Consider the following 18,531-nt stretch of genomic DNA (forward strand, 5'->3'; position numbering starts at 1 on the left):
CTGTCGTTTGTCCGACCAGCGGAGCCCCTAAACCTGGTCGCCTCTCCCATGTTCACCGCAGCCTCGCCGCAGCGAGATCGTCACCGAACCCATGAAGACCCCTCCGTTCTTCGCCCGCGTGCGTCTCGCGCCCCTCGGACCCTTCCGCCTCATAGCTGCCTCACCGAGATTCCCGATGTTCTAGTGCACTCTCTGCTTCAGGCTCTCAAGCTCCTGACGTAGCCGGTCTTGCTCCCGCTTCAACGCTTCCGCATCCGCCTGCCGGCCGTTGTCTTCAAAGCACTTGACGAGGAAGCCGATCGCCACGAGCAGAGCCGCCCAGGAGAGCCACATTTTCAGTGCCAAAGCCGGCTCGAGTGGCGGAGCTACGGCCCCGAAGGCAACACTTGGCGTCGAAGCTACCGCGTTTCCCAAAGCGATGGCGACACCGACTTCCTGAATTTCGCAAGCCATATTAGCTCCCTTCCCGAGACAGAGCGGCGTCTCAGTCTACGCGTTATTGTTGGAACCAATCCCCAGGTCGACGAGGTAGGCGTCGACATTCTCGTCGGAGGCGTGGCTCACCGCGAGAGTCAGGCCGGGGAGATCGGAGATGTCGATAGAGTCCTCCACACTGGCCTCCGGGCCTTCGAGAACCGACCAGGTGTCCTCATTGACGAGCACCGTTTGCGATCAGGCCAACCGTCGACTGGAAGAGCACGACCGCATCCATGGTCGACTGGCCAAAGGAGCCGTCCGCGACATCCGAGAAACAACCAACGGCGGTCAGGTCCTCTTGAAGTCTAGTGACCTCAGGGCCAGTGTCACCAAGCTGGAGGGTCGGTTGATTAAAAGGCATCGTCAAAACCCCTTCCATTGTTTGGCGTCGGTCTCAGAGACTGAGATTGTCGCGATGATCCGTACTAGGACATTAATCGTAGCGTTATGCTGGACTCCCGTCATATGCCCGTTCTCCCTCTCAAGATGTTGAGCCCAGCCGGGGTCAATCGGGCTCGCTGATGACGATGAAATTCACGTCGTAGCGGGCATCCCCTGTGAGTATGCCGAACACCCGGTCGACATCCATATCCTGCGTCAGGTCGATCGTCGCGAGCACGTCGTCTTCGATGACGTCGGCCTCGAGAATCGTGAGTTCCGTGACTCCGGGCGCTATGGGCATCTCGATGCCGACATCGAAGCTGGTCCCCGCCTCGAACTGTCCGATCGGGAAACGATCCGTCCCCAGCACCCCGACGAGGTCATCTGGTCCAATAAAATCATCAGTCGCCAAACAGGTGATAAGGCCCAGTTTCAGTAAAGACGGATGCGGCACGGTCGTATCCCTTGCAAAGCTTAGAAGCGACGAACTCGTATGACCAACCCGGAGTTGTTCCACCTTGGAAGAGGTCAGTGAGCTCGATGAGGCATCTTCTTAAAGTCTCTCCTCGCAATCGATGCACGAACGCACCAACAGCGCCCATGACGCGCCCGCCAGGAGTCCGACCAAACAGACACCGATGAATTCACCCACACCCTTGGTGAGTATCTTAAGCAGCACGCCGGTAGCCGTGCTGGCAACTATACCCACGAGCGCACGGTCAGCTTCGCTGAGACCCCGAAACCATGAAACAAACGCTCGAATGTTGTCGGCACCGAGTTGCCGAAGGTCGTTGATGACTGCATCCACAGTAGTGCCAACGTGTTCCGCGTAACATTCGGCGAACTCTTCAATTGCCATCTTCACCTCCCACGTCAAATATTTTGGCTCGCCGCAAGGACCTCTCGCGTAGTTTGCAGCAGCTGTGACAGGCGCTGACCGGCGACCTGGTCGAAGGCTTGAAGAATGCCACGAAGTTCTGGAGCAACGTTGATTTCCGGCTCCCCCAGTATGAAGCAGACGGCAAATTCCTCGCTACCTTCATCAAATCCGTCACGGACGGCGGCGTTCAATTCATCCCACCAGAGCTGGACGTTGTTCAGCGCTCCTTCAATGATCTCAGGATCAGGAACGACGGATGAGTCGACGGCGATTCCTCTTTCATTCATCAATGCAACAAAGTTATCGACAAACGGCATAGTGAACCCCCTATTGCTTAGATGATGCGGCGTACCTGTGGAACCCTTGGCATATACGTCTCCATGCACGTCTGCGAAGTCGCGAATTTCATCTTAAAAGAATGATCAATCACAGCGCCTTTCGATGATCTGCCCAGCAAGATCACGCCTACGCCAAATTTCATGCCATCAATGTCGACTGCGGCATGCCCCCCGATTTCTTACGCGAGGTGCACTGAGGAACAATTTCCCGTTCAACGCCGAGGCGCACAGCAACCCACTAGTAACGAACAAATTCATCGCACAGCTTGGACAATGGCGCATCGGACGTTCGTCCTATATCTTTCACGCTTCGGTTGTAGGGTGTTGAAGGGGTTCTGGGAAACTCAGGCAGGAGGACGCTGATGACACGAGAAGAGACGGTCCTTGCGGCAGTGCAGCGCATCCATGAGGCGTCGCCGGCACCCGAGGACTGGACGTGCGCCGCCATCGATGACCGTTGTCGCCGACACGTGTATGGATCGGCCAATCGAATTCAGGCGACAAAAGCGTATCGTAGGGCTGGACGCTCCCAGACATTCAAGAAACTGGGCGGTGGGTCATGCGTGGCATGATCGACGGGGATTCTGGAGCACCGGCTCGGAGCCATACGGTGTCGCCGCATACCCTTTCGGAGCTTATCGGGTCCATTTACGACTGCGCGCTCGATCCTTCGCACTGGGAGCGGACGCTGGCGGAGATCACACAGGCGATCTCCGGCGAATCCGCCATTCTCTCTCTGAACGATCTTCGACATGATCGCCTCTTGATCGAGAAGAGCGTGGGTTGGGGACAGCTCGGGTTCGAAGAGAGGCAGAAACATATTCCAGAAATACACGCACGGTTGAGCGAATGGCTCGCCAAAGGACCCTCTCTGGACGACCCATTTGTCGCCTCGCGTCAGCTCCAACCCGATTATTTGGAGAAATCGCCTTACGTTCAGCGTTGTCTGAAGCCGCTTGGCATCGTGGACATCATGCATCAATTCCTAGTGTATACACCTTCGCATTTCTCTGAGCTTGTGATTGGGCGCCATGAGCGGCATGGCCTCATCACAGATAGGGAGGTCGAGATCGTGGCGCTCCTGCTTCCGCATCTCCGTCGCGCGGTCACCGTCAGCAATGTGCTGGACGCCCACGCCATCGGGCGCGTGCGCATGGCCGATGCCCTCGATGCGCTCCGCATCGGCGTGGTGCTAACTAATGGGGAGGGCAGTATTCTGCATGCGAACCGCTCGGCGGAGCGTATGCTGCAAGACGGCACTGCCGTGCAAGGTACGAGCGGCATCCTCAGCGCCAAAGCGCCGGCGGCGTCGCGGGAACTGCGCAGGGCGATCCGCCTTGCGGCCCGGGACGAGGTGATGCTCGGCAAGACGGGCCTTGCCATCCGCCTCACCGGACCGCCGGCTCCGCCCGTCCTCGCCCATGTAATGCCGATGAACGGCAGCGAACTGCGTACGAGGTTGCAGCCCGAGGCGGTGGCCGCCGTATTCATCGGTCCGTCCATGACCGCAGCCTGCGACATGACGCCCGTCGAGACGAAGGAGTATCTGCGCCGCCGGTTTGGGCTAACGAACGCAGAAGCCGACGTCGCCCTGGAGGTTGTCAAGGGCGACGGACGCGCCGCGGCTGGAGCCCGGCTTGGTATCACGGCCACGACGGTCAGGGCACATCTGAGCCACATCTTCGAAAAGACCGGCGTGCGCCGCCAGGCCGAACTTGTCCGGCTCCTGATGCAGGCCGAGTGCGAGTTGACCGGCGCTGCTGGTGAAGCTTAAGTTTAGGGCTGATCCCTCGCTCCAGACGTTCTCGTGAGACCGGAAGGTCAGGGGTAGGGTCTTGAGGGCCGGTTGCGCTCAACGTCCGCTTTTAGGAAGAGATAGCGGCCCCGGAAGGTCTCGAAAGGACACGACGTTCCCTTGACCTCCCATCGGGGATGGTCCGAAAAGGAGGGTCAACTCCCGTCGTTTGGAAAACCGCCGCGAACGCTCCCGGTCATCGTCCAAAGGGGATCCTAAACTTAAGGAAAAAGGCGAACCTTTGTGAGATCGGGCGCTCCATGGCCCAAACACTCCCTGATCCGCTCTACCGTCGCCACCTTTCCTGCCGAGATCATCGCGCATGCTGTGTGGCCCTATTTCCGCTTTCCGCTCAGTCTGCGCATGGTCGAGGACATGCTGGCTGTCCGCGGCATCATCGTTTCCCACCAGACCGTGCGGGCATGGGCGGAGAAATTCGGTCGCCATTTCGCCAATCAGATCAAGCGAAGATCGGCCGGCCGCCTTGGCGACAAATGGCACCTCGACGAAATGGTCGTCACCATTGCCGGCAATAAGCAGTGGCTATGGCGGGCCGTCGACCAGAACGGCTTCGTGCTGGACGTTCTGGTGCAAAGCCGCAGGAATGCCAAGGCTGCAAAGCGGCTGATGCGCAAACTGCTGAAAAAGCAGGGTCATGCACCGCGCGTGATGATCACCGACAAGCTCGGCTCCTACGCTGTGGCTGGTCGAGAGATCATGCCGCAGGTCGAACATCGCCGGCACAAGGGATTGAACAACCGAGCGGAGAACTCGCACCAGCCGATGCGACGACGAAATAGAGCGCTTCAAGTCATCAGGCCGACTTCAGCGGTTCGTTTCCATCCACATCCGTTTGCCAACCTGTTTCGCTTTCCCCGCCACGCTCTTTCATCCGCCGACCATCGTGAACTGCGCAGCGCTGCCATGGAAACTTGGCGCGAAATCGCTCACGTCACTGCTGCATGAAACTTGGATGAGGACGCCACCACTGTACCTTGCAAGCGATAACTTTACGGTGCCGTCGTCCGGTAGCAATGTTGCCGCGATGAGCTGCTGGACGCGGCCCGTCTTCAACAGGAACTTCGTGAAGGCGCCCCTACCTGGCAAGGCGCCTTCGAGGTCGCTGTCGAACGGTGCGAGGAAACCGATGTCGCTGAGCCGCCTCGGCTGATTCGCCCGGCAAGACGGATCCCCCGCGAATTCGTATGAGCCCCCCAAGCCGCTGGAGAAGATCAATCCCCTCGTGGAATTGTCGCGCGGGTCCGGGAGCGAACCATCGATGCGTATGGTTGAAGCCATATTGGATCTCCATTGGTAACTCGGACGAGGTCAAAGTCGGCCGCGCATCACGCCATCAGCGTCTGGATTGCCTAGAACTTGATTCCCAACGCGTTCTCGACGGCGGCTGCGGGATTGACCAGGCCAAACGACAAGGGGTCGCCGTCCGAAAAGCTGCCTGATCCCCAGTAAAGCCCTACGACCTGGTTGTTGAAATCCACGACGACCGAACCGGAATCGCCGTGATCGCCAAACACGATCGATTGCGGGAAATCGGCATGTATCTGGATCTGATTGATGAAGGTCCGCCTGGTCGTGAGCGTTCCATCGGAAGCGGTAACGGCTGGCATATTGGGGAAATCGAGTGAGAAGCTCCCTTCAATTCCGCTGATCCAGCCAAATGTCAGGCCTGTGGTCCGGCCACGCTTGCGAACTTGCATTGCTACCTTGGGAGGGACCGTGCCGGATACCGCGCCGATCTCGAGAACTTCCAGCTGGGACGCCTCTGTGAGCGTGCAGATGGCCGCATCGACAAACCCTTCCTCCGAGGTTTCAGGGAAGGACCAGTCGCGAAGCGTTCCAATCTGCGTGCCGGCCAGGATGCCAAGCGGGCCCGGCTCCGGCTGCACCATTGGATCGCCCGACGCCCGATTGCTGTCGACGCACATGACATGGAAGTTGCTCAGCCCATAGCGGATGTTGGGAGTAAGGGTGTCTGTCACGATGGCGCCTAAGGTGCCGGCATGGACTGTAGCGTCGGCCGTGAAGAATCTGGAGGACGCCATAGACGAGCCGCCCACGACCGGCCGGTGTGGCGACTTGTCGGGTAGTCCTGTCGTCTTGAAGACCCGTTGGATCACCACTGCCGGAAACGGAAAGAACTGGATTGCCGCAAGGATCTCGGGCGCGATGAAATTCGCGTCCGCGACAAAAATACGCAGCACCAGGTCCTCGGGATCGGGGTGCTCCTCGTCGCGGACGCCGAAATCCATGCCCGTGATAAGCCCGGCCGCAAAAAGTGGTCGCTCCAGCTCATTCTTAGCCGCGATCACTTCGGGGGGTATTTCCATGCTCGCCTCCATTAGCCGTCCAGGCTGTCGATTTCGTTCATCCCAACATGTTAGCGTCACGTGACCGTCGAGACCCCGGGAAGCATCCTCTCGATCTACCGCCGGACCCCCGGGACATTGTCGGCGTTTGCTGCAGCTACGACACGCGCTACGCTCGAGCTACGCCCGCTCGTCAACCAGCGTCATGGCACGGGCTCGCTTTCCTCCATCACGTCGAACCTTATCGTTCTCGCCGGCGGATTTCGCAGCACCCGGCGCTGACGCTGGACCCAGAGAACCGGCCGACCGGTCATGTCGCGCGCCAGCTGCCAACGGCGCTCGAGCTCAAGTCCGCCGCGCGCCATGGCCGCTGCGGAAATCCTGTGTATCTGTGGGGCCGCGGCGGTTCCGGCCTTAAGCACCTGCGCCTCCGGGTGCGGTGTTGGTCGCGGAACCTGGAGCGAGTAGTCGGCCAGTCCCCATTGCGTGAAGGCCGGCTCGCTCTCGGCTTTCCAGTCGAGAATATAGGGATGCCAGCGCGATTCGACGCCGGCCGCCGGAACATAGGTGTATTGCCTCTTTCCCGACAAGTTGCTCACTGGCACGGCCGCGGGGTACTGCGGATGCCCATCATCCGGTTCACCGCCAACCCCGTTGACCTCGCGCGTGTCGACGATGCGCTCGAGCGCCCAGAGCACATTGCTGTGCTCGTCGACGCCGAACTGGACACGCTCTACGGGAGCGCTTTCGAGCGGCGATTCGGCGACCGGCCAGAGCACCAGCGACTCGTCTTTGAGCCCATCGCATTTGAAGATCGAGAAATCGCCAGGCGCATGAAGGCCCGGGTATTTGATGTTGGCGTTGTCGAGGTCTTCGCTCGAATACGTCTTGCCGAACGAATCGGTAACCGAGAGAGAGCGGATGGTGACGATGTGGCCGGCCTTTGCGGCCACCGGAAACAGGAACCAGTCGTCGCCGTGCGAGTAAACCAGATCGACCAGAAGCATGGTCGCAAAATGGGCCGTGTCGGGCGGGTATCCGCCTATATCGACATTGGCGTCCTCGATTTCCCAGAAGCGGCTGTGCGGCGCCCCGGGATATTCCAGCGGCATGGGGATTGTCGCGCGCATCGCCGTGGCCGCCGCCGGTTCCGCCAACGGGCTCTCGGTCGCGGCGTCGGCCGAGTACCAGTCCATCGGACCGCCATGGTGGTCGATGACCGCCAGCGGCCGCTCCGCCGTGTCGAATTGGGTGTTATAGTTGAGCCGGAAGGAATCCCAAGCCTGGGGACTGTCGGCCGGTGGCGCGTCGCCGCCAAAAGCCGCTTCAGCTATGCCGAGCCGTTCACGGCCAAGCCAGATCGCGCGACCATCGAGCCGGCCGGCAAAGGCGTCATAAGGTGGCGGCGGGTCGAGAAACCGCACGCCCTTAGCCTCGGCCGTGGCTGGGTTCGCTGCGAAGCGCTCGCCGACGCGCACTCGGCGGCCTATCGTCCACCAATCGTCCAGCTCGGATTCGACAAGGGCCTCCGCCGGCACGACGGTCGGATCGAACGCCGGATCGCCAGCCAGCGGGGCGATCGGCGTTCTCGTCACCGTGCAGTCAATCCGCACCGGTGACGAAGCATTTTCGCCCTGGTGTTCGCCCATCTGCCATTGGCGGGCGAGCAGCCACAGTGGGTCGTGGACGCGGGCCGCAAATCCGTTCTGCAGATCGCGGTCTCCGGGCCGGGATTCAAGCCGATGATACCTGTCGATGCGAAGAACCATGTCGGGTTACCGCCAGTATTGGGTGCCATTGTCGAGACGTACGCGCAGGGGGCTCGCCCCATCGAACCACATGCTCGGCGCGACCGGGTGCCCGACCACATCTTCGGGGCGGGCCGCTCGGGCGCGCAGCAACTCCCGCGTTTCCATCAGGATATCCAGCGTCCCGGCCGCATCGAGCCGCCTGTCGGATCGAGGCGGCACCGCGAGCAGGATCGCCTGCGGCGGCCGCGCGGCGGGTGCGTTGAAACCAAAAGCGGCGTAGGTGCTGCGTTCAGCCATGGGCACAGCTTCTGTGAACTGGTCGATCAGCGCGACAGCGACATTTGAGCCCTGCCAGGCTTCGCTTGACCCGAAGGCAGCCACGAACCGCTTCAGGTCAAGTTTGGTCACGTCGCCCGCCTGGCGTTTGGCAGCGTTGCCGGCAACGACAGGCTTCCGCCAAGGGTCGTCGGGCGCGTTCGACCACGCCTCCAGCGGCTGCATGCGACCAAGAACGCGCGCCTCAAGCTGGATCGCCTCCAGGCGCGCAAGCGATGGCCGCACGGCGGCCGTCACCGCAAGCCATTCGTCTTCAAGCCTGGCATCGACGGCACCCACATCGAGCGCGGCAGCGTCGCGCAGTGCCTGGGTCGACCATTTCGCGGTCACCGCCAGCCTGCCGCCGGGCGCCACGACGTCTCCGATCGCACGAGCGAGCTTGACCGGTGAGAGCTTGCGCGTTTCAGGATCGGCGATGTCGGGCGCGTGGGAAAGCCTGCCGTTGAGAGCGTCTTTGGCGCTGGTGACCAGCCCGGCCAGAACGTCGGGCGTTGGAACTAGATCCCCGAAGAGTATTGCAGCCACAATGTTGCGGGGCGTGCTGCCGGCAGGCCCGACAATACCCCATGCGAGCGCCCGGCGAAGCCACGCGATGCGCTGGACATCGGTGAGGCCAGCCGCCTCGGTCTCCGCGATGAATGCAGCAAGCGCATTGCAAAGCGCCTCGTATCGATCTGCCAGCTCCGTGCGCATCGTCTGTTCGAATGGCTGCAGGACATCGTTGGGAACCTCCTGCTGCAGCGCGACGTCCGAGATGGATGCCGGACTGGCGCCCAGCGTTCCGCCAAGCTGCCGGATCAGCCTGTGCGCCGGTGGGGCGGTAATCCTGGCGTCGGGCTGATGTGCCTTGCTACGCACGATCTCGGCCATGAAATCTTCGGATATGAAGACCGTTTCGAGTGGGGTGAGGCCGAGGTCGGCAAGCGCGACCGTTTCCGTTTGCTCGACCCCGTTTTCTTCCCGGGTCGCCGTCCACGACCACTGGGCGGGGTCGCCGAAACGGCTGCCGAGCAAGCCGGCGAGCGAGGCGTCCGCAAGCTCGAGTGGCGAACCGCCGGCATCCGGTATGCGATGGGGAAAGACTGCCAACACGCTGGTGCCGAGACGATAGCCAGAGGGCGGCGTATGCACGAACTCAAACGCTGGCGGGCGGCCGAAACCCGCCGCTGCGTCCATTGCATCCGCGGCGAGGTCGGCATGGCCAGTCACGACCTGATGAACGCCTTCGGCAACCAGCAGATCGCTGTAGGCTTCCAGTGCGGACTTGAGATTTCGCAGCTGCTCCAGTTGCCTCCCGTATTCGGCAGCATCGTCGCTGAGAACGCCGGCGATCGCTCCGGCGAGCAGCCCATCAAGAGCATCGATCCCGTGGCAACTATCGCGGGTGTCGGGCTTTTCGGGACGCAGCGGCTTGGCTTGGCGCAGGGTCCTGACGCGGTCGGGCCGGCCGACAACCCCCTCGACGCGGCGGCCGACCACTTCAAAGATGTGGAAACCCATCCGCACCTCGTCGGCCATCTCGACGGCGAGACGAACGCTGATGGAGGAGAGGTCCATCTTCCATATGTTGCGGCCGTCGGCGGTCAGCTCGTCATTCGACGACAGGTACTTGTCGCGCAGGATGATGCTGGTCAGCGCTTGCGCGTGCGAAGGCGCGTGCAGGCGGCCCGCCCGTGTGGGACCCGGCTTGCCGAGGAAGGGGCCATCGACCCAGCCATAGGCGCCGAGACGGTGGCGGTCGCGGCCGCCGGTAGCATGCTGCCGCAGCCGCCGCCACGCGATCGCGGTCGCAAAGGAATCGATTCGATGCCCGGCCGAATCCAGCGTGGCCCGCAGTATGCGCTCCAGCTCCGCATGTCGCTCGGGCGGGAGTTTGAGTTGGTTGACGGGCTCTCCGGATTCCGGATTGAGCGGATCGCGGTCCTTCACCAAGTGCTGATCGAGCTCGGAGACGAGGCGGAAGACGTCTTCCCGATGAAGCTGCATGAGCTTGCGGATCAAATCCTCGCCCAATCCCGCCTGCTCGGAATCGGAGAAGCTGGTCTGAAGGACCTCGATCGGTGTGAGTACTTCAGGATCGTCCCAGATCAGCGGATTTTGCAACGGGCCGTTTATGTGGTGGACCGACTGCATATACCAGGCCTTAGCCAAGAGAACCGACTGGATCACCAGACGCACCAGCAGGCTCTGCGGAACGATTCCCCCCAACGTTCGACCGTAGAATACGGAGGCGAACTGGTCGGCTTCGATCTGGTAGAGGTCCTTCACCATGTCCGTCAGCGTGAGCTGCGGCGGCAAAAGCCGCCTTGAGCCAAGTAGCGGCAGCCGAAGCTGTGCAAGGTGCCCTGCCGCGAGATAGGGGCGCGACGCCCGGTGCTGCAGCACCTCGCTGGCGGGCTCCCAGAATTTCTCCGCCATTTGCATGAAATCGGCGTGCGGCACGGGTGGGTAAGCGTGGGCGAGCTGCTCGGCGGCGACGAACGACCGGTACGAATAGCGGGCGCTAACGCCCGGCCGGGCAAGATGTCCGAGCAGGCCTGTGGTGTCGGCTCCGACGATGGTGCCGCGGCGCGTCGCAGCATCCGCCCAGGCGGGTACCAGCGTCGACAGCCCCTTGATGATCTTCTCTTCGATGCGTTCGAAGTCGCCCCCGTCGGAGGCTTGCCAGTTGCGCAGCGAGGTTACCGGCAAGACGCCGTATGGTTGCGCGCCGATGCGGAGCGGCAGCAATGGGCCTTCTACGTGCAACACCTCGAGCGCCCAGCGCCAGAGGACAAGCGCCTCGTTGCCGCCGTTCCAGACATCGCGGAAATAGTGCCCCCAAAGCACCGGCCACAGCGTCCTCAGCAGCAGTGTGCTGTCCTCCACATCATGAGATGATCCGGCCAGATAGGGCAAGGCGCCGCTGTCCCCGCAAAGCGCCTCGGCAAGCTCCCGCACGCCTGCGCCGGTTTCGCCGGCGAGGCGCCTGCCTGCGATGACCCGCCAGGACTCGCTGTCGAGCGCAAGATCGGCGGCGGGCGTGCCCTGGATAGTGTTCGTTGGCGCGCCGAGGCGGACCAACGCCATCTGTCCGGCATCGACATGGGCGCGGAAATGCTCGGCTGGCGCCTCATCGCCGATCCCATAGACATAGAGGGCGGCGATCGTCTCCGGCGTCACGCCCGGCGGCAGCGTGAATTCGCCACCCATGCCGACGGCCTGGGCTCGCGGCCAGGAAATGAGCCAGCTATCGAACGCGTCGTCGCCGGCGGGAACCTTGAATTCATCAACGGGCAGATTTGGCTGCAACACCCCAATGTCCAACGCCTGCTGGTTGTTGTCGACCACCGTCACGACGAGTTCGCGCGGCAGCCCGCCGATCCGCTCTGGTAGCGGCCGCCCTATCCGATCTTGCGGGATGGCGGCGACAAAGGCGCCGTCCTGAAGCGCGGCAGGGAAGGTCGTCACTAGCCACGCCGCCCGCGGCGGCGTGAGGCGACTTGACAATTGCTCCCACGCGACGACGCCCTCGGGGTGCAGCAGCCATTCGACCGGGTCGGTGCCCGGAGCAGCCCCCATCACCTTCGACCGCCCCCAGAACTCGGCTAAGAATTCAGCCTCTATCGGCGTCACGCTGGTCTGGTCGCGGCGGATCGAGGCCTCGTCTGGAACGACGCGCAGCAAGACTGTCCAGCCGCCCTGCCGCTCCTCGAAAAGCGTCTCCAGGCGCAAGGGCAGCATGACGCCGATGTCCCGGAAGGGCGACCCGCGGGGCTCGGGCTGGCGCAGCCAGTGACCGAGGGCGAAGCCAACAAGCTGGTCGACGGAGTTCGCATCGGCCCCGGCGGTGGCGATCTCGTCGAGGAAGCCGGGCCGTGGCGCCGGACCGCCACGCGGCAGCGCCTCGATCGCCGCCGCCACGTCGCCTGTCAGCAAGGGCGGCTGCCCAGTCGCGACAATCGCCGGATCGGCCTCGACCAGGGGCAGCAGACCGGCCGTTGTCTCCCACAAAAAATCCCTGGCAAGCGCCGCGCCGTGTTCGTCGCTCACGTCGAAACGATCCTGCGTGAGTTGGGTCCGCTCGCCATCGAGATCCGCGTGCAGCGCCTGAGCTCCTGCCACGCGGCCCTGGAGCACCAGACCATGCGCCAGGTCGGCTTCTGCTGCGATGTCCAACTGCAGGTCTGCGATTTGCTGGTCGAGTGCGTCGATCGCGTGCCCGACTACGCCGAGGCGCCGATCCCGGTGCTCAAAGGTCATCATCCGTTTTGCGCCTGTCGTTCGAGTTCGGCTCCGCTGATCGCAACGCGCGTGGGCTTGTCGATGGTTCGTTCGGCGAATTTGGCACTGTTCGGCCACGCCAATCCCTGGTCGTTGCGGAAGCGCAGTTCCGACGGCGGCTCGTCGAGCACCAGCCAGAACTGGTCGAGCGTCTGTGGGTCCACGTCGAAGGCGAAGAAGACGAGGTCCGGCTCCATCTGGCCGAAGAAGATCGGACCAAAGTAGCGGCGCTGATTGCGGTCCGCAGGCGCATCGGCGAAGTTGGGCGGAGCCTGGAGCAGCGTGTCGGGATCATCGCCCGGCAGCGGGCGAACGAGATAGACCAGTGTCGACGGATAGCGGCGGAACAGCGCGGTACGAAATGCGATGACGAGGTCCTGCTTGCCGGTGGTGTCACCGGGTTTGATCGCCTGGTGCGAAAGGTCGCCGACATCGTCTGCGCCGGGTTCGCCGAACGGCTTGGATGGCCAGTCGACGACCGGCCGTATGTCGGCCTCGCGCTTGGCGGTCTCGTGGTTGATGTAGCCCCAGAACATCCGTAGTGGCGTGCTGACGCGGGGTGCAGGGAGATTGCGCCAGCGCATTTCGCTCAGGAATTGCGTGTTGATGCCGACCATGAAGGCATCGACGAAGGTCGGGTTCGTCTGCAGCGAAACTATCGAATTGGGCGGAATGGCCCCGGCGCCCGGCAGCAGCCATTCGCGCTCGTGTCGGTTCACCAGCGTCCAGGTCGGATAGTCGAGCCCGATCGGCGCTTCGGGCGGCGCCAGCGTGGCGAGATCTAATCCGGTGATTGTGGCTTTTACGCGCACCCAGGCGGGCGGCATTGCCTGTGTCGGGTCGATCGCGCCGCCAACGATCGCGGCTAGGTCGCCGAGCTTTGCGGGGCGCCGCCCGTCCGGCTCTTCGGGCCGCGGCAAGGCGGCTCCCAGTCCGCCTTCCTGCGACTCCCCGCGCAAATTGCCGGCAAGGCAAGACTCGATCGCCGCCAGCATCGTCTCGCGATCGAAGAACCGTGTTGGCCGTCCCGATCGATCAAGGAATGGCTGGAATTGGCTGAAGAAGTGTTCGATTAACTCGCCGCACTGAAGACCGAAGGCGTCGTTTACCACTGCCACGAAATCGCGGATCCGCTCGTCGTCGACAGGCTGGCCGGCGAACTTCTGCAATATCTCTTCAAGCCGCTCGTCGAATGGAGGCAGCCCGAGCGCGTCCTCTAAGGGCTGCTCGCCTAGCGCCCTGGCGACCGCATCGACGTGGGGCAACCCGGGCGGAGCTTTCTCGGCCCTCTCCGGCGCCTCGTTAGCTGCTGCCAGGAAGGCGGCGCGGTCGATGCGGCCGTTGGAAAAGCGCGAGCGCGCCGTGCCGTTGCGCAACAGGCGCTGCGCCGCGCTCGAGAATATCGCACTGTCGAGCGTCCTGGTTTTGGACGTGACGTAGCCGAGCAGGGTTCCTTGACCGTCGGTCAACATCCGGCCCATCGCGGGGCCGAAAAGCCTGAGCTCCAGTTCCGCCACGTCCGGCAGCCGGCGTCTCCACAATCTCCTGGCGGCATCCAGGCCGAATGCGAGATGGCCGACGCGCTGCGCGGCATCCTGCAATGCGCCCGCTTGCTTGACGGCCGCGTCCATCAGCGATTCCTGCTCGACGACGCCCATCCACAGCCCGAGCCCGGCAACGCCGCGGTGACGCGGATCGTCGTTCATCGACTTTGTCCATTGAGTCGTTGATGTGTCCTCTTTCCATAGGCCGCCATAGTTCGGCAGTTGCATGATGTCGCGTAGCGGCGGGGGCGGTACGATCTCGGGCGGTTCCACGTCCGCCAGCTCGTCGTTCAGGCGGTCAAGATCGTCGCGAGCTGCCTTGACTTGGACGGGTTCGCTCGGATGGTTCTTGAGCGAGGTGATGGCGCCGCCCAGCGTCAGTTTTGCGTCGACATTGGTGACAGGCCGACGATAGCGAAGGTCGGCTATCCCCAGGCCGCCTGATGGCCGCAGCTGCAGCGCGGTTGCGAGCGTCTCGAAATCCCCTTCTTCCGCCGCCTGAAAGCGCCAGCTGAAAAAGGCCGGCAACGCCTCGAAATTGCGCTGGGCGCCCTGCCACATCGCAGCGCCGGTGGCGGTGAACGTCGGAACGATGACGGCGACGTGGTCGCGCAACGGTACCAGCCGGCGCGGCGAGAGAAGCCGCGAGAAAGTGACGGCGCCTTCGGTCTGAACGTGTGCCCAGAGATGGGATTTCGCCAGATCGTGATCCTCCAGCACCTTGTTTTCGAGGCGGGTGACGAATCCGCCCTCCGCGCCGAGCTCGTCAGTCGTGCCGACTAGCAGCACCATCCAAGGCTTGAGGCCGATCGATCCCGCGGCCGACGGGTTCGGCGTGTAGCGCCACGGCAGGTCGGCTTCATGGAAATCGACATGGACGAACTTGGTCGTCTCGGCGTCGGGCGTAGATGGCTTCGGCGCCAGATGCCTGATCGCTACAGCAGACCTCAGGCCGCCGACATCGCTTGCCGCCGGAAACAGGACGGGCACTTGGCCTTGCAACGCTGGCTGGCTATCGCCAAGATCGTCCAGCGTCAGGGTCAGCGATCTCCCGAGGCGGCCGCCCGCCTCCTGTGCTTCGGACAGGATTTTCGAGCGCTGCCAGGCAAGGAATTTCATCGTCGCCATGGCTAGATCACTCCCACGACGTTGACGGTCTGGGCGGTCGCCGGCTGGGCAACGCCTTTGCCGCTCCGCGTCAGCAGGAATGCCTGCGTCGAGCTTAGATTTTTCTGCAGCACGCTGCCGGCAGAATCATGCGCGTTCCAAATCTCCTGCGAGGCAGTGATGCGTGGCGCGCCTGGCTGGACAGTGGCGATGCCGGATCGCTCCCGCTGCATGCTGGCAAGGGAAGCCAGCATGTAGCCGGCTGCCTCGATGAGCAACGGGAAGAGGAAACGTTTCGGCAGCTTCACAAGCTTGAGCATCACGGTGCAGTCCTCGCTGGCGCCGAAGCTCGGTTCCAGAAGCGAGATGCGGATGCCGGACTGCGCCTGCGTGAAGCGTGCATTGTTCAGCACCTCGGATTCGGCAAGTGTCAGGTACGTGCCGGCCCCGAACCAGTCCTGCTCGATGCCGGCCGATGCGTCGGGCGTCGCAAGCGTAAGGTGGTGGTTGCCATTCTGCCCGGGCGCCAGGGGCGCACCTTCAAAGCGTTGGAGATCAAGACCGAAGGGTACGCGCCTCTGTTCCCAGATGATCGCGCCGACCGCGCCAACCACCGGAATATTGTTGACGAGCGTCGGGGCGCCCTGGCGCAGCACGACGCTGCGGTCCTCGCCCTCGCTGCGCGTGTTGTCGGGCTTAGCGAACTCGGGCGCCAGCAGCGCGACAATATTGGTGATGGCGGGAACCTGGCTGCCGCCACTGCTTCCTAGCTGGATGGTGACGCTCTCGGAAACTCTCACGAACAGCACTTTCACCGAGGCTCTTGCCTCGATGACCAGCGGTCCGGGGCCGCTCAGTTTGCCCTGCAAGCGCACGCCGCAAAGCGATTCGCCGAATATCTCGATATCGAAACCGGCATCGATCGTGGCGACGAAATAGAACGGCTCGAACTGGACCATGGCGTCGAAGCGGAGCCAGCCATGCGCGGAGATGGGACCTAGCTCGATGCCGGCTTCGACGGCGGCGCCGATCTGGAACGTATTCGACGTCAGCGCGAAATAGTTCTCAAGCTTGAACCAGGCGATGCCCACCGAGGCACATGTGCCAGCGCGGGCGAGGCGCGGCAGTTCGAGCCCACCCGGATTGAAAGATGGGTGGAAGCCGCCGACGCTGAACAGGAAATAACCATTGTCGCCATAGGCGATGCGCAATGCGATGCCGCCGGTGATCTTGAACACTTGCATCACGTGCGAATTGACGAGCACTGCGTCGAAATAGATCAGGCTCTTGGTGAGATCGATGCCGCCGACGAAGTCCATGCGCAGGTAGACGAGGGCGAACTCTTCCGAGCCGATGACCAGCCGTGCCGAGCCGGCGATGAAAATCTGCCGCGGCCCCGGAAGCTCGATGAAGATTCCAGCATCGAGACGAAGCAGTTCGAGCCATGAGATCTGGAAGGTCGGCCCCACCAGGAACACGCCGCGCGCCGCCGGGAAAAGGCGCGGAAGCTGGCCGATGACAGTCAGGGCGTTGTTGGTCGGATTGTCGCAGAACAGGATCTGACCGCTTGTTCCCGAGGCAAGCTGTTCGCGCAGCACGTCGGTATCAGCACGCCGGTTGATGCCGACTAGCCCGCCAACGCCGGTGATGGCGAAGCCGAAGCCGATCTGCACGCCCGGCAGCGGCAGCCTTATTCCGAGGATGCCCACGAAGGCCGGTGCGCCGTCCGCCTGTCCGAAAAGCGCGAAGGCGTCGACGCCGATGCCGATCACCTTCAGTTCGAGCCCGCCGGCATATTCGTCGTTGCCGAGCTTGGCGAGGAAGCCGCCCCCGGCCACCGGGCCGGCCTCCAGCGAAACGCCGAGCGCGGTAGGGCCCTCAATGCCGAGGAAACCATCGTCCCAGTGCCCGAACCAGGCGCCCATCCCGTCGGCCACGATGCGCACCGGCCCGAATGCGCCATTCGCGCCGAAGTGCAGGACAATGCGCGAACGCAGGCTTTCGCCGGCAAGCTTTGCCTCGATGCGGACCAGAACACGCTCGATCGTCAGGCCGGCGGCGCCTCCGCCTACGCTGAGATTGACAGGAACGGTGAACTCGGTGGCCAATGGCGGCAGGCCCGCTTGTCCACCCATCGTCTGCAGGCCGACGCCCTGCAGGTAGCCGATCGAGATCTCCGTTTGAAACCGCACCTCGGCAGGGAGCGAGACGATGCTGGAAAGCAGACCCAAAGGCTTCGTCGAAAAAACGAAGGATACACGCTCGACGATCCCCCGCAGGCCGAAGAGCGGCGAGCCTGCCAGCACATTTGGTTGCAAGCGAAGAAGCAGCCGCGCCGGACCCACCTCCAGCCTTGTGTCGCCGGGTGGTCCAATGATCGCCGCCCCGCCTTGTGGATCGAACCGCAAGCCGGCCTCGAACACGCCGCTTGAGGCGAGAGCGGGATCGAAGGATCCGTTCTTCATGACGAGGCGGTAGGTCTGCGCTCCGGCATCGGTCGTCGATGCAACCAGCCGGACGCCGCTGCCGAGGTCGAGCGAACCTGCCACGAAGGCCGTTGCATTGCTCAATTTGAGCTCGACGCCGAGGCCGTCCAGCCTGTTTGCGCCCAGAACGTCCGGCCCGACTACTGCCAGGTAATCCGTTAGGAGCGCCGCGCCTTCGGCCGCCTTGGCCTTGAACGAGGCCACGTCCAACGGCGGCGTGATCGGCATACCAAGCTTGAGCGGCGAATTGATGAGATCCTGGACGAGTTGGATCAGATCGACTGCCCCGGCGGGATGAGGGTCGGGCAGCGCAGCATATCCTTGCTGCGCATATTCCAGCTTCAGGAGCTCGCGCGGCGAAAACAGCAGCAACCCGGTGAGTACCTGGGCGACTTTCAGGTCATCGAGGTCCTGTATGCGCGAGAGCAGAACCGCCAGGCTCGTATCGCCGGGCGAGCGCAAGAACGCGTCAAGCCGGTTCCAGGCGAGGCGAAACGCGAAGGCGCGTGGGTCGAGATCGCGAAACTCGATCTCGATCAGGCCCGCCAACGTCAGTGCCTCGGCCAGCCGGGGCGCGCGAATCTGCAGCGCGCGGACGATGATGGTGTCCCTGAGCCCTACGTCGTTGAGCACGCCGTCGATCGTATCAAGCCAGTCCGCTATGCCGTTGTGGTTCGGATCGAGCTGGATCGCAGTGAGCTTGTCCTTGATATCGGCAATGTCGCCGAGCTTGCCGGGCGGTGCAGGATCGCCTCCCGCCGGGTCCCCCTCGAGGCTTTCCTTGAGGAAATCGATAATCAGTTGAACCAGCGAAGCCACGGCGACTTGTCCCTCTCTGCACGATGG

At 63.0% G+C, this 18,531-nt stretch carries 12 protein-coding genes and 1 pseudogene; 2 read left to right on the top strand and 11 right to left on the bottom strand.

The features are described from left to right. Positions 1-180 precede the first annotated feature (180 nt). The 6 genes from NKH93_RS30310 to NKH93_RS30340 all read right to left on the bottom strand — a co-directional run bounded on the left by NKH93_RS30310 (position 181) and on the right by NKH93_RS30340 (position 2,055). Positions 181-345: a hypothetical protein gene (locus NKH93_RS30310; RefSeq protein ID WP_352974794.1), complete on the bottom strand. Its 165-nt coding sequence runs from the start codon at positions 343-345 to the stop codon at positions 181-183. 144 nt (positions 346-489) lie between these two features. After that, positions 490-663, bottom strand: a complete 174-nt coding sequence (locus NKH93_RS30315) for a hypothetical protein (protein WP_352974798.1) — start codon at positions 661-663, stop codon at positions 490-492. Then, complete coding sequence (locus tag NKH93_RS30325) at positions 650-856, bottom strand: peptidoglycan-binding domain-containing protein (RefSeq protein WP_502896521.1); 207 nt, start codon at positions 854-856, stop codon at positions 650-652. The genes NKH93_RS30315 and NKH93_RS30325 overlap by 14 nt, the downstream gene beginning before the upstream one ends. Before the next feature lie 126 nt (positions 857-982). Then, positions 983-1,312 (bottom strand): hypothetical protein, encoded by a 330-nt coding sequence (locus NKH93_RS30330; RefSeq protein ID WP_352974800.1) that lies wholly within the window; start codon positions 1,310-1,312, stop codon positions 983-985. Between the two features lie 99 nt (positions 1,313-1,411). Beyond that, complete coding sequence (locus tag NKH93_RS30335) at positions 1,412-1,717, bottom strand: hypothetical protein (RefSeq protein ID WP_352974803.1); 306 nt, start codon at positions 1,715-1,717, stop codon at positions 1,412-1,414. A 14-nt stretch (positions 1,718-1,731) separates the two neighbouring features. After that, positions 1,732-2,055: a hypothetical protein gene (locus NKH93_RS30340; protein WP_352718624.1), complete on the bottom strand. Its 324-nt coding sequence runs from the start codon at positions 2,053-2,055 to the stop codon at positions 1,732-1,734. 580 nt (positions 2,056-2,635) lie between these two features. On the opposite strand from NKH93_RS30340, the gene NKH93_RS30345 reads away from it, so the two are divergent. Together NKH93_RS30345 and NKH93_RS30350 are read left to right on the top strand one after the other, a co-directional pair. Further along, positions 2,636-3,850, top strand: coding sequence for a helix-turn-helix transcriptional regulator (locus NKH93_RS30345; protein WP_352974806.1), 1,215 nt, complete (start codon positions 2,636-2,638; stop codon positions 3,848-3,850). Positions 3,851-4,131: 281 nt separating this feature from the next. Then, positions 4,132-4,837: pseudogene (locus tag NKH93_RS30350) on the top strand (IS6 family transposase). A 404-nt stretch (positions 4,838-5,241) separates the two neighbouring features. On the opposite strand, the gene NKH93_RS30355 reads toward NKH93_RS30350, so the two are convergent. The 5 genes from NKH93_RS30355 to NKH93_RS30375 all read right to left on the bottom strand — a co-directional run bounded on the left by NKH93_RS30355 (position 5,242) and on the right by NKH93_RS30375 (position 18,504). After that, the gene (locus tag NKH93_RS30355) at positions 5,242-6,219 is read right to left on the bottom strand and encodes a chymotrypsin family serine protease (protein WP_352834404.1); all 978 of its coding nucleotides are present in this window, start codon (positions 6,217-6,219) and stop codon (positions 5,242-5,244) included. Between the two features lie 182 nt (positions 6,220-6,401). After that, entirely contained in the window at positions 6,402-7,967 is a 1,566-nt protein-coding gene (locus NKH93_RS30360) for a hypothetical protein (protein ID WP_352974811.1), read from the bottom strand. 6 nt (positions 7,968-7,973) lie between these two features. Continuing rightward, on the bottom strand, positions 7,974-12,530 hold the full coding sequence (locus tag NKH93_RS30365) for a hypothetical protein (protein WP_352974814.1): 4,557 nt from the start codon (positions 12,528-12,530) through the stop codon (positions 7,974-7,976). After that, the gene (locus tag NKH93_RS30370; protein ID WP_352974816.1) at positions 12,527-15,220 is read right to left on the bottom strand and encodes a hypothetical protein; all 2,694 of its coding nucleotides are present in this window, start codon (positions 15,218-15,220) and stop codon (positions 12,527-12,529) included. The genes NKH93_RS30365 and NKH93_RS30370 overlap by 4 nt, the downstream gene beginning before the upstream one ends. Positions 15,221-15,222: 2 nt before the next feature. Next, complete coding sequence (locus tag NKH93_RS30375; RefSeq protein WP_352974826.1) at positions 15,223-18,504, bottom strand: DUF6603 domain-containing protein; 3,282 nt, start codon at positions 18,502-18,504, stop codon at positions 15,223-15,225. Between the last annotated feature and the right edge of the window lie 27 nt (positions 18,505-18,531).

The organism is Mesorhizobium sp. M0954, from assembly GCF_040319155.1.
GTDB lineage: Bacteria > Pseudomonadota > Alphaproteobacteria > Rhizobiales > Rhizobiaceae > Mesorhizobium.

What these genes read in the sequence shown, in the direction of transcription:
- NKH93_RS30360 (WP_352974811.1), bottom strand. Translation starts at nt 7,967, where the DNA reads ATGGTTCTTCGCATCGACAGGTATCATCGGCTTGAATCCCGGCCCGGA.
- NKH93_RS30335 (WP_352974803.1), bottom strand. Translation starts at nt 1,717, where the DNA reads ATGGCAATTGAAGAGTTCGCCGAATGTTACGCGGAACACGTTGGCACT.
- NKH93_RS30365 (WP_352974814.1), bottom strand. Translation starts at nt 12,530, where the DNA reads ATGATGACCTTTGAGCACCGGGATCGGCGCCTCGGCGTAGTCGGGCAC.
- NKH93_RS30355 (WP_352834404.1), bottom strand. Translation starts at nt 6,219, where the DNA reads ATGGAAATACCCCCCGAAGTGATCGCGGCTAAGAATGAGCTGGAGCGA.
- NKH93_RS30340 (WP_352718624.1), bottom strand. Translation starts at nt 2,055, where the DNA reads ATGCCGTTTGTCGATAACTTTGTTGCATTGATGAATGAAAGAGGAATC.
- NKH93_RS30370 (WP_352974816.1), bottom strand. Translation starts at nt 15,220, where the DNA reads ATGGCGACGATGAAATTCCTTGCCTGGCAGCGCTCGAAAATCCTGTCC.
- NKH93_RS30325 (WP_502896521.1), bottom strand. Translation starts at nt 856, where the DNA reads ATGGAAGGGGTTTTGACGATGCCTTTTAATCAACCGACCCTCCAGCTT.
- NKH93_RS30345 (WP_352974806.1), top strand. Translation starts at nt 2,636, where the DNA reads ATGCGTGGCATGATCGACGGGGATTCTGGAGCACCGGCTCGGAGCCAT.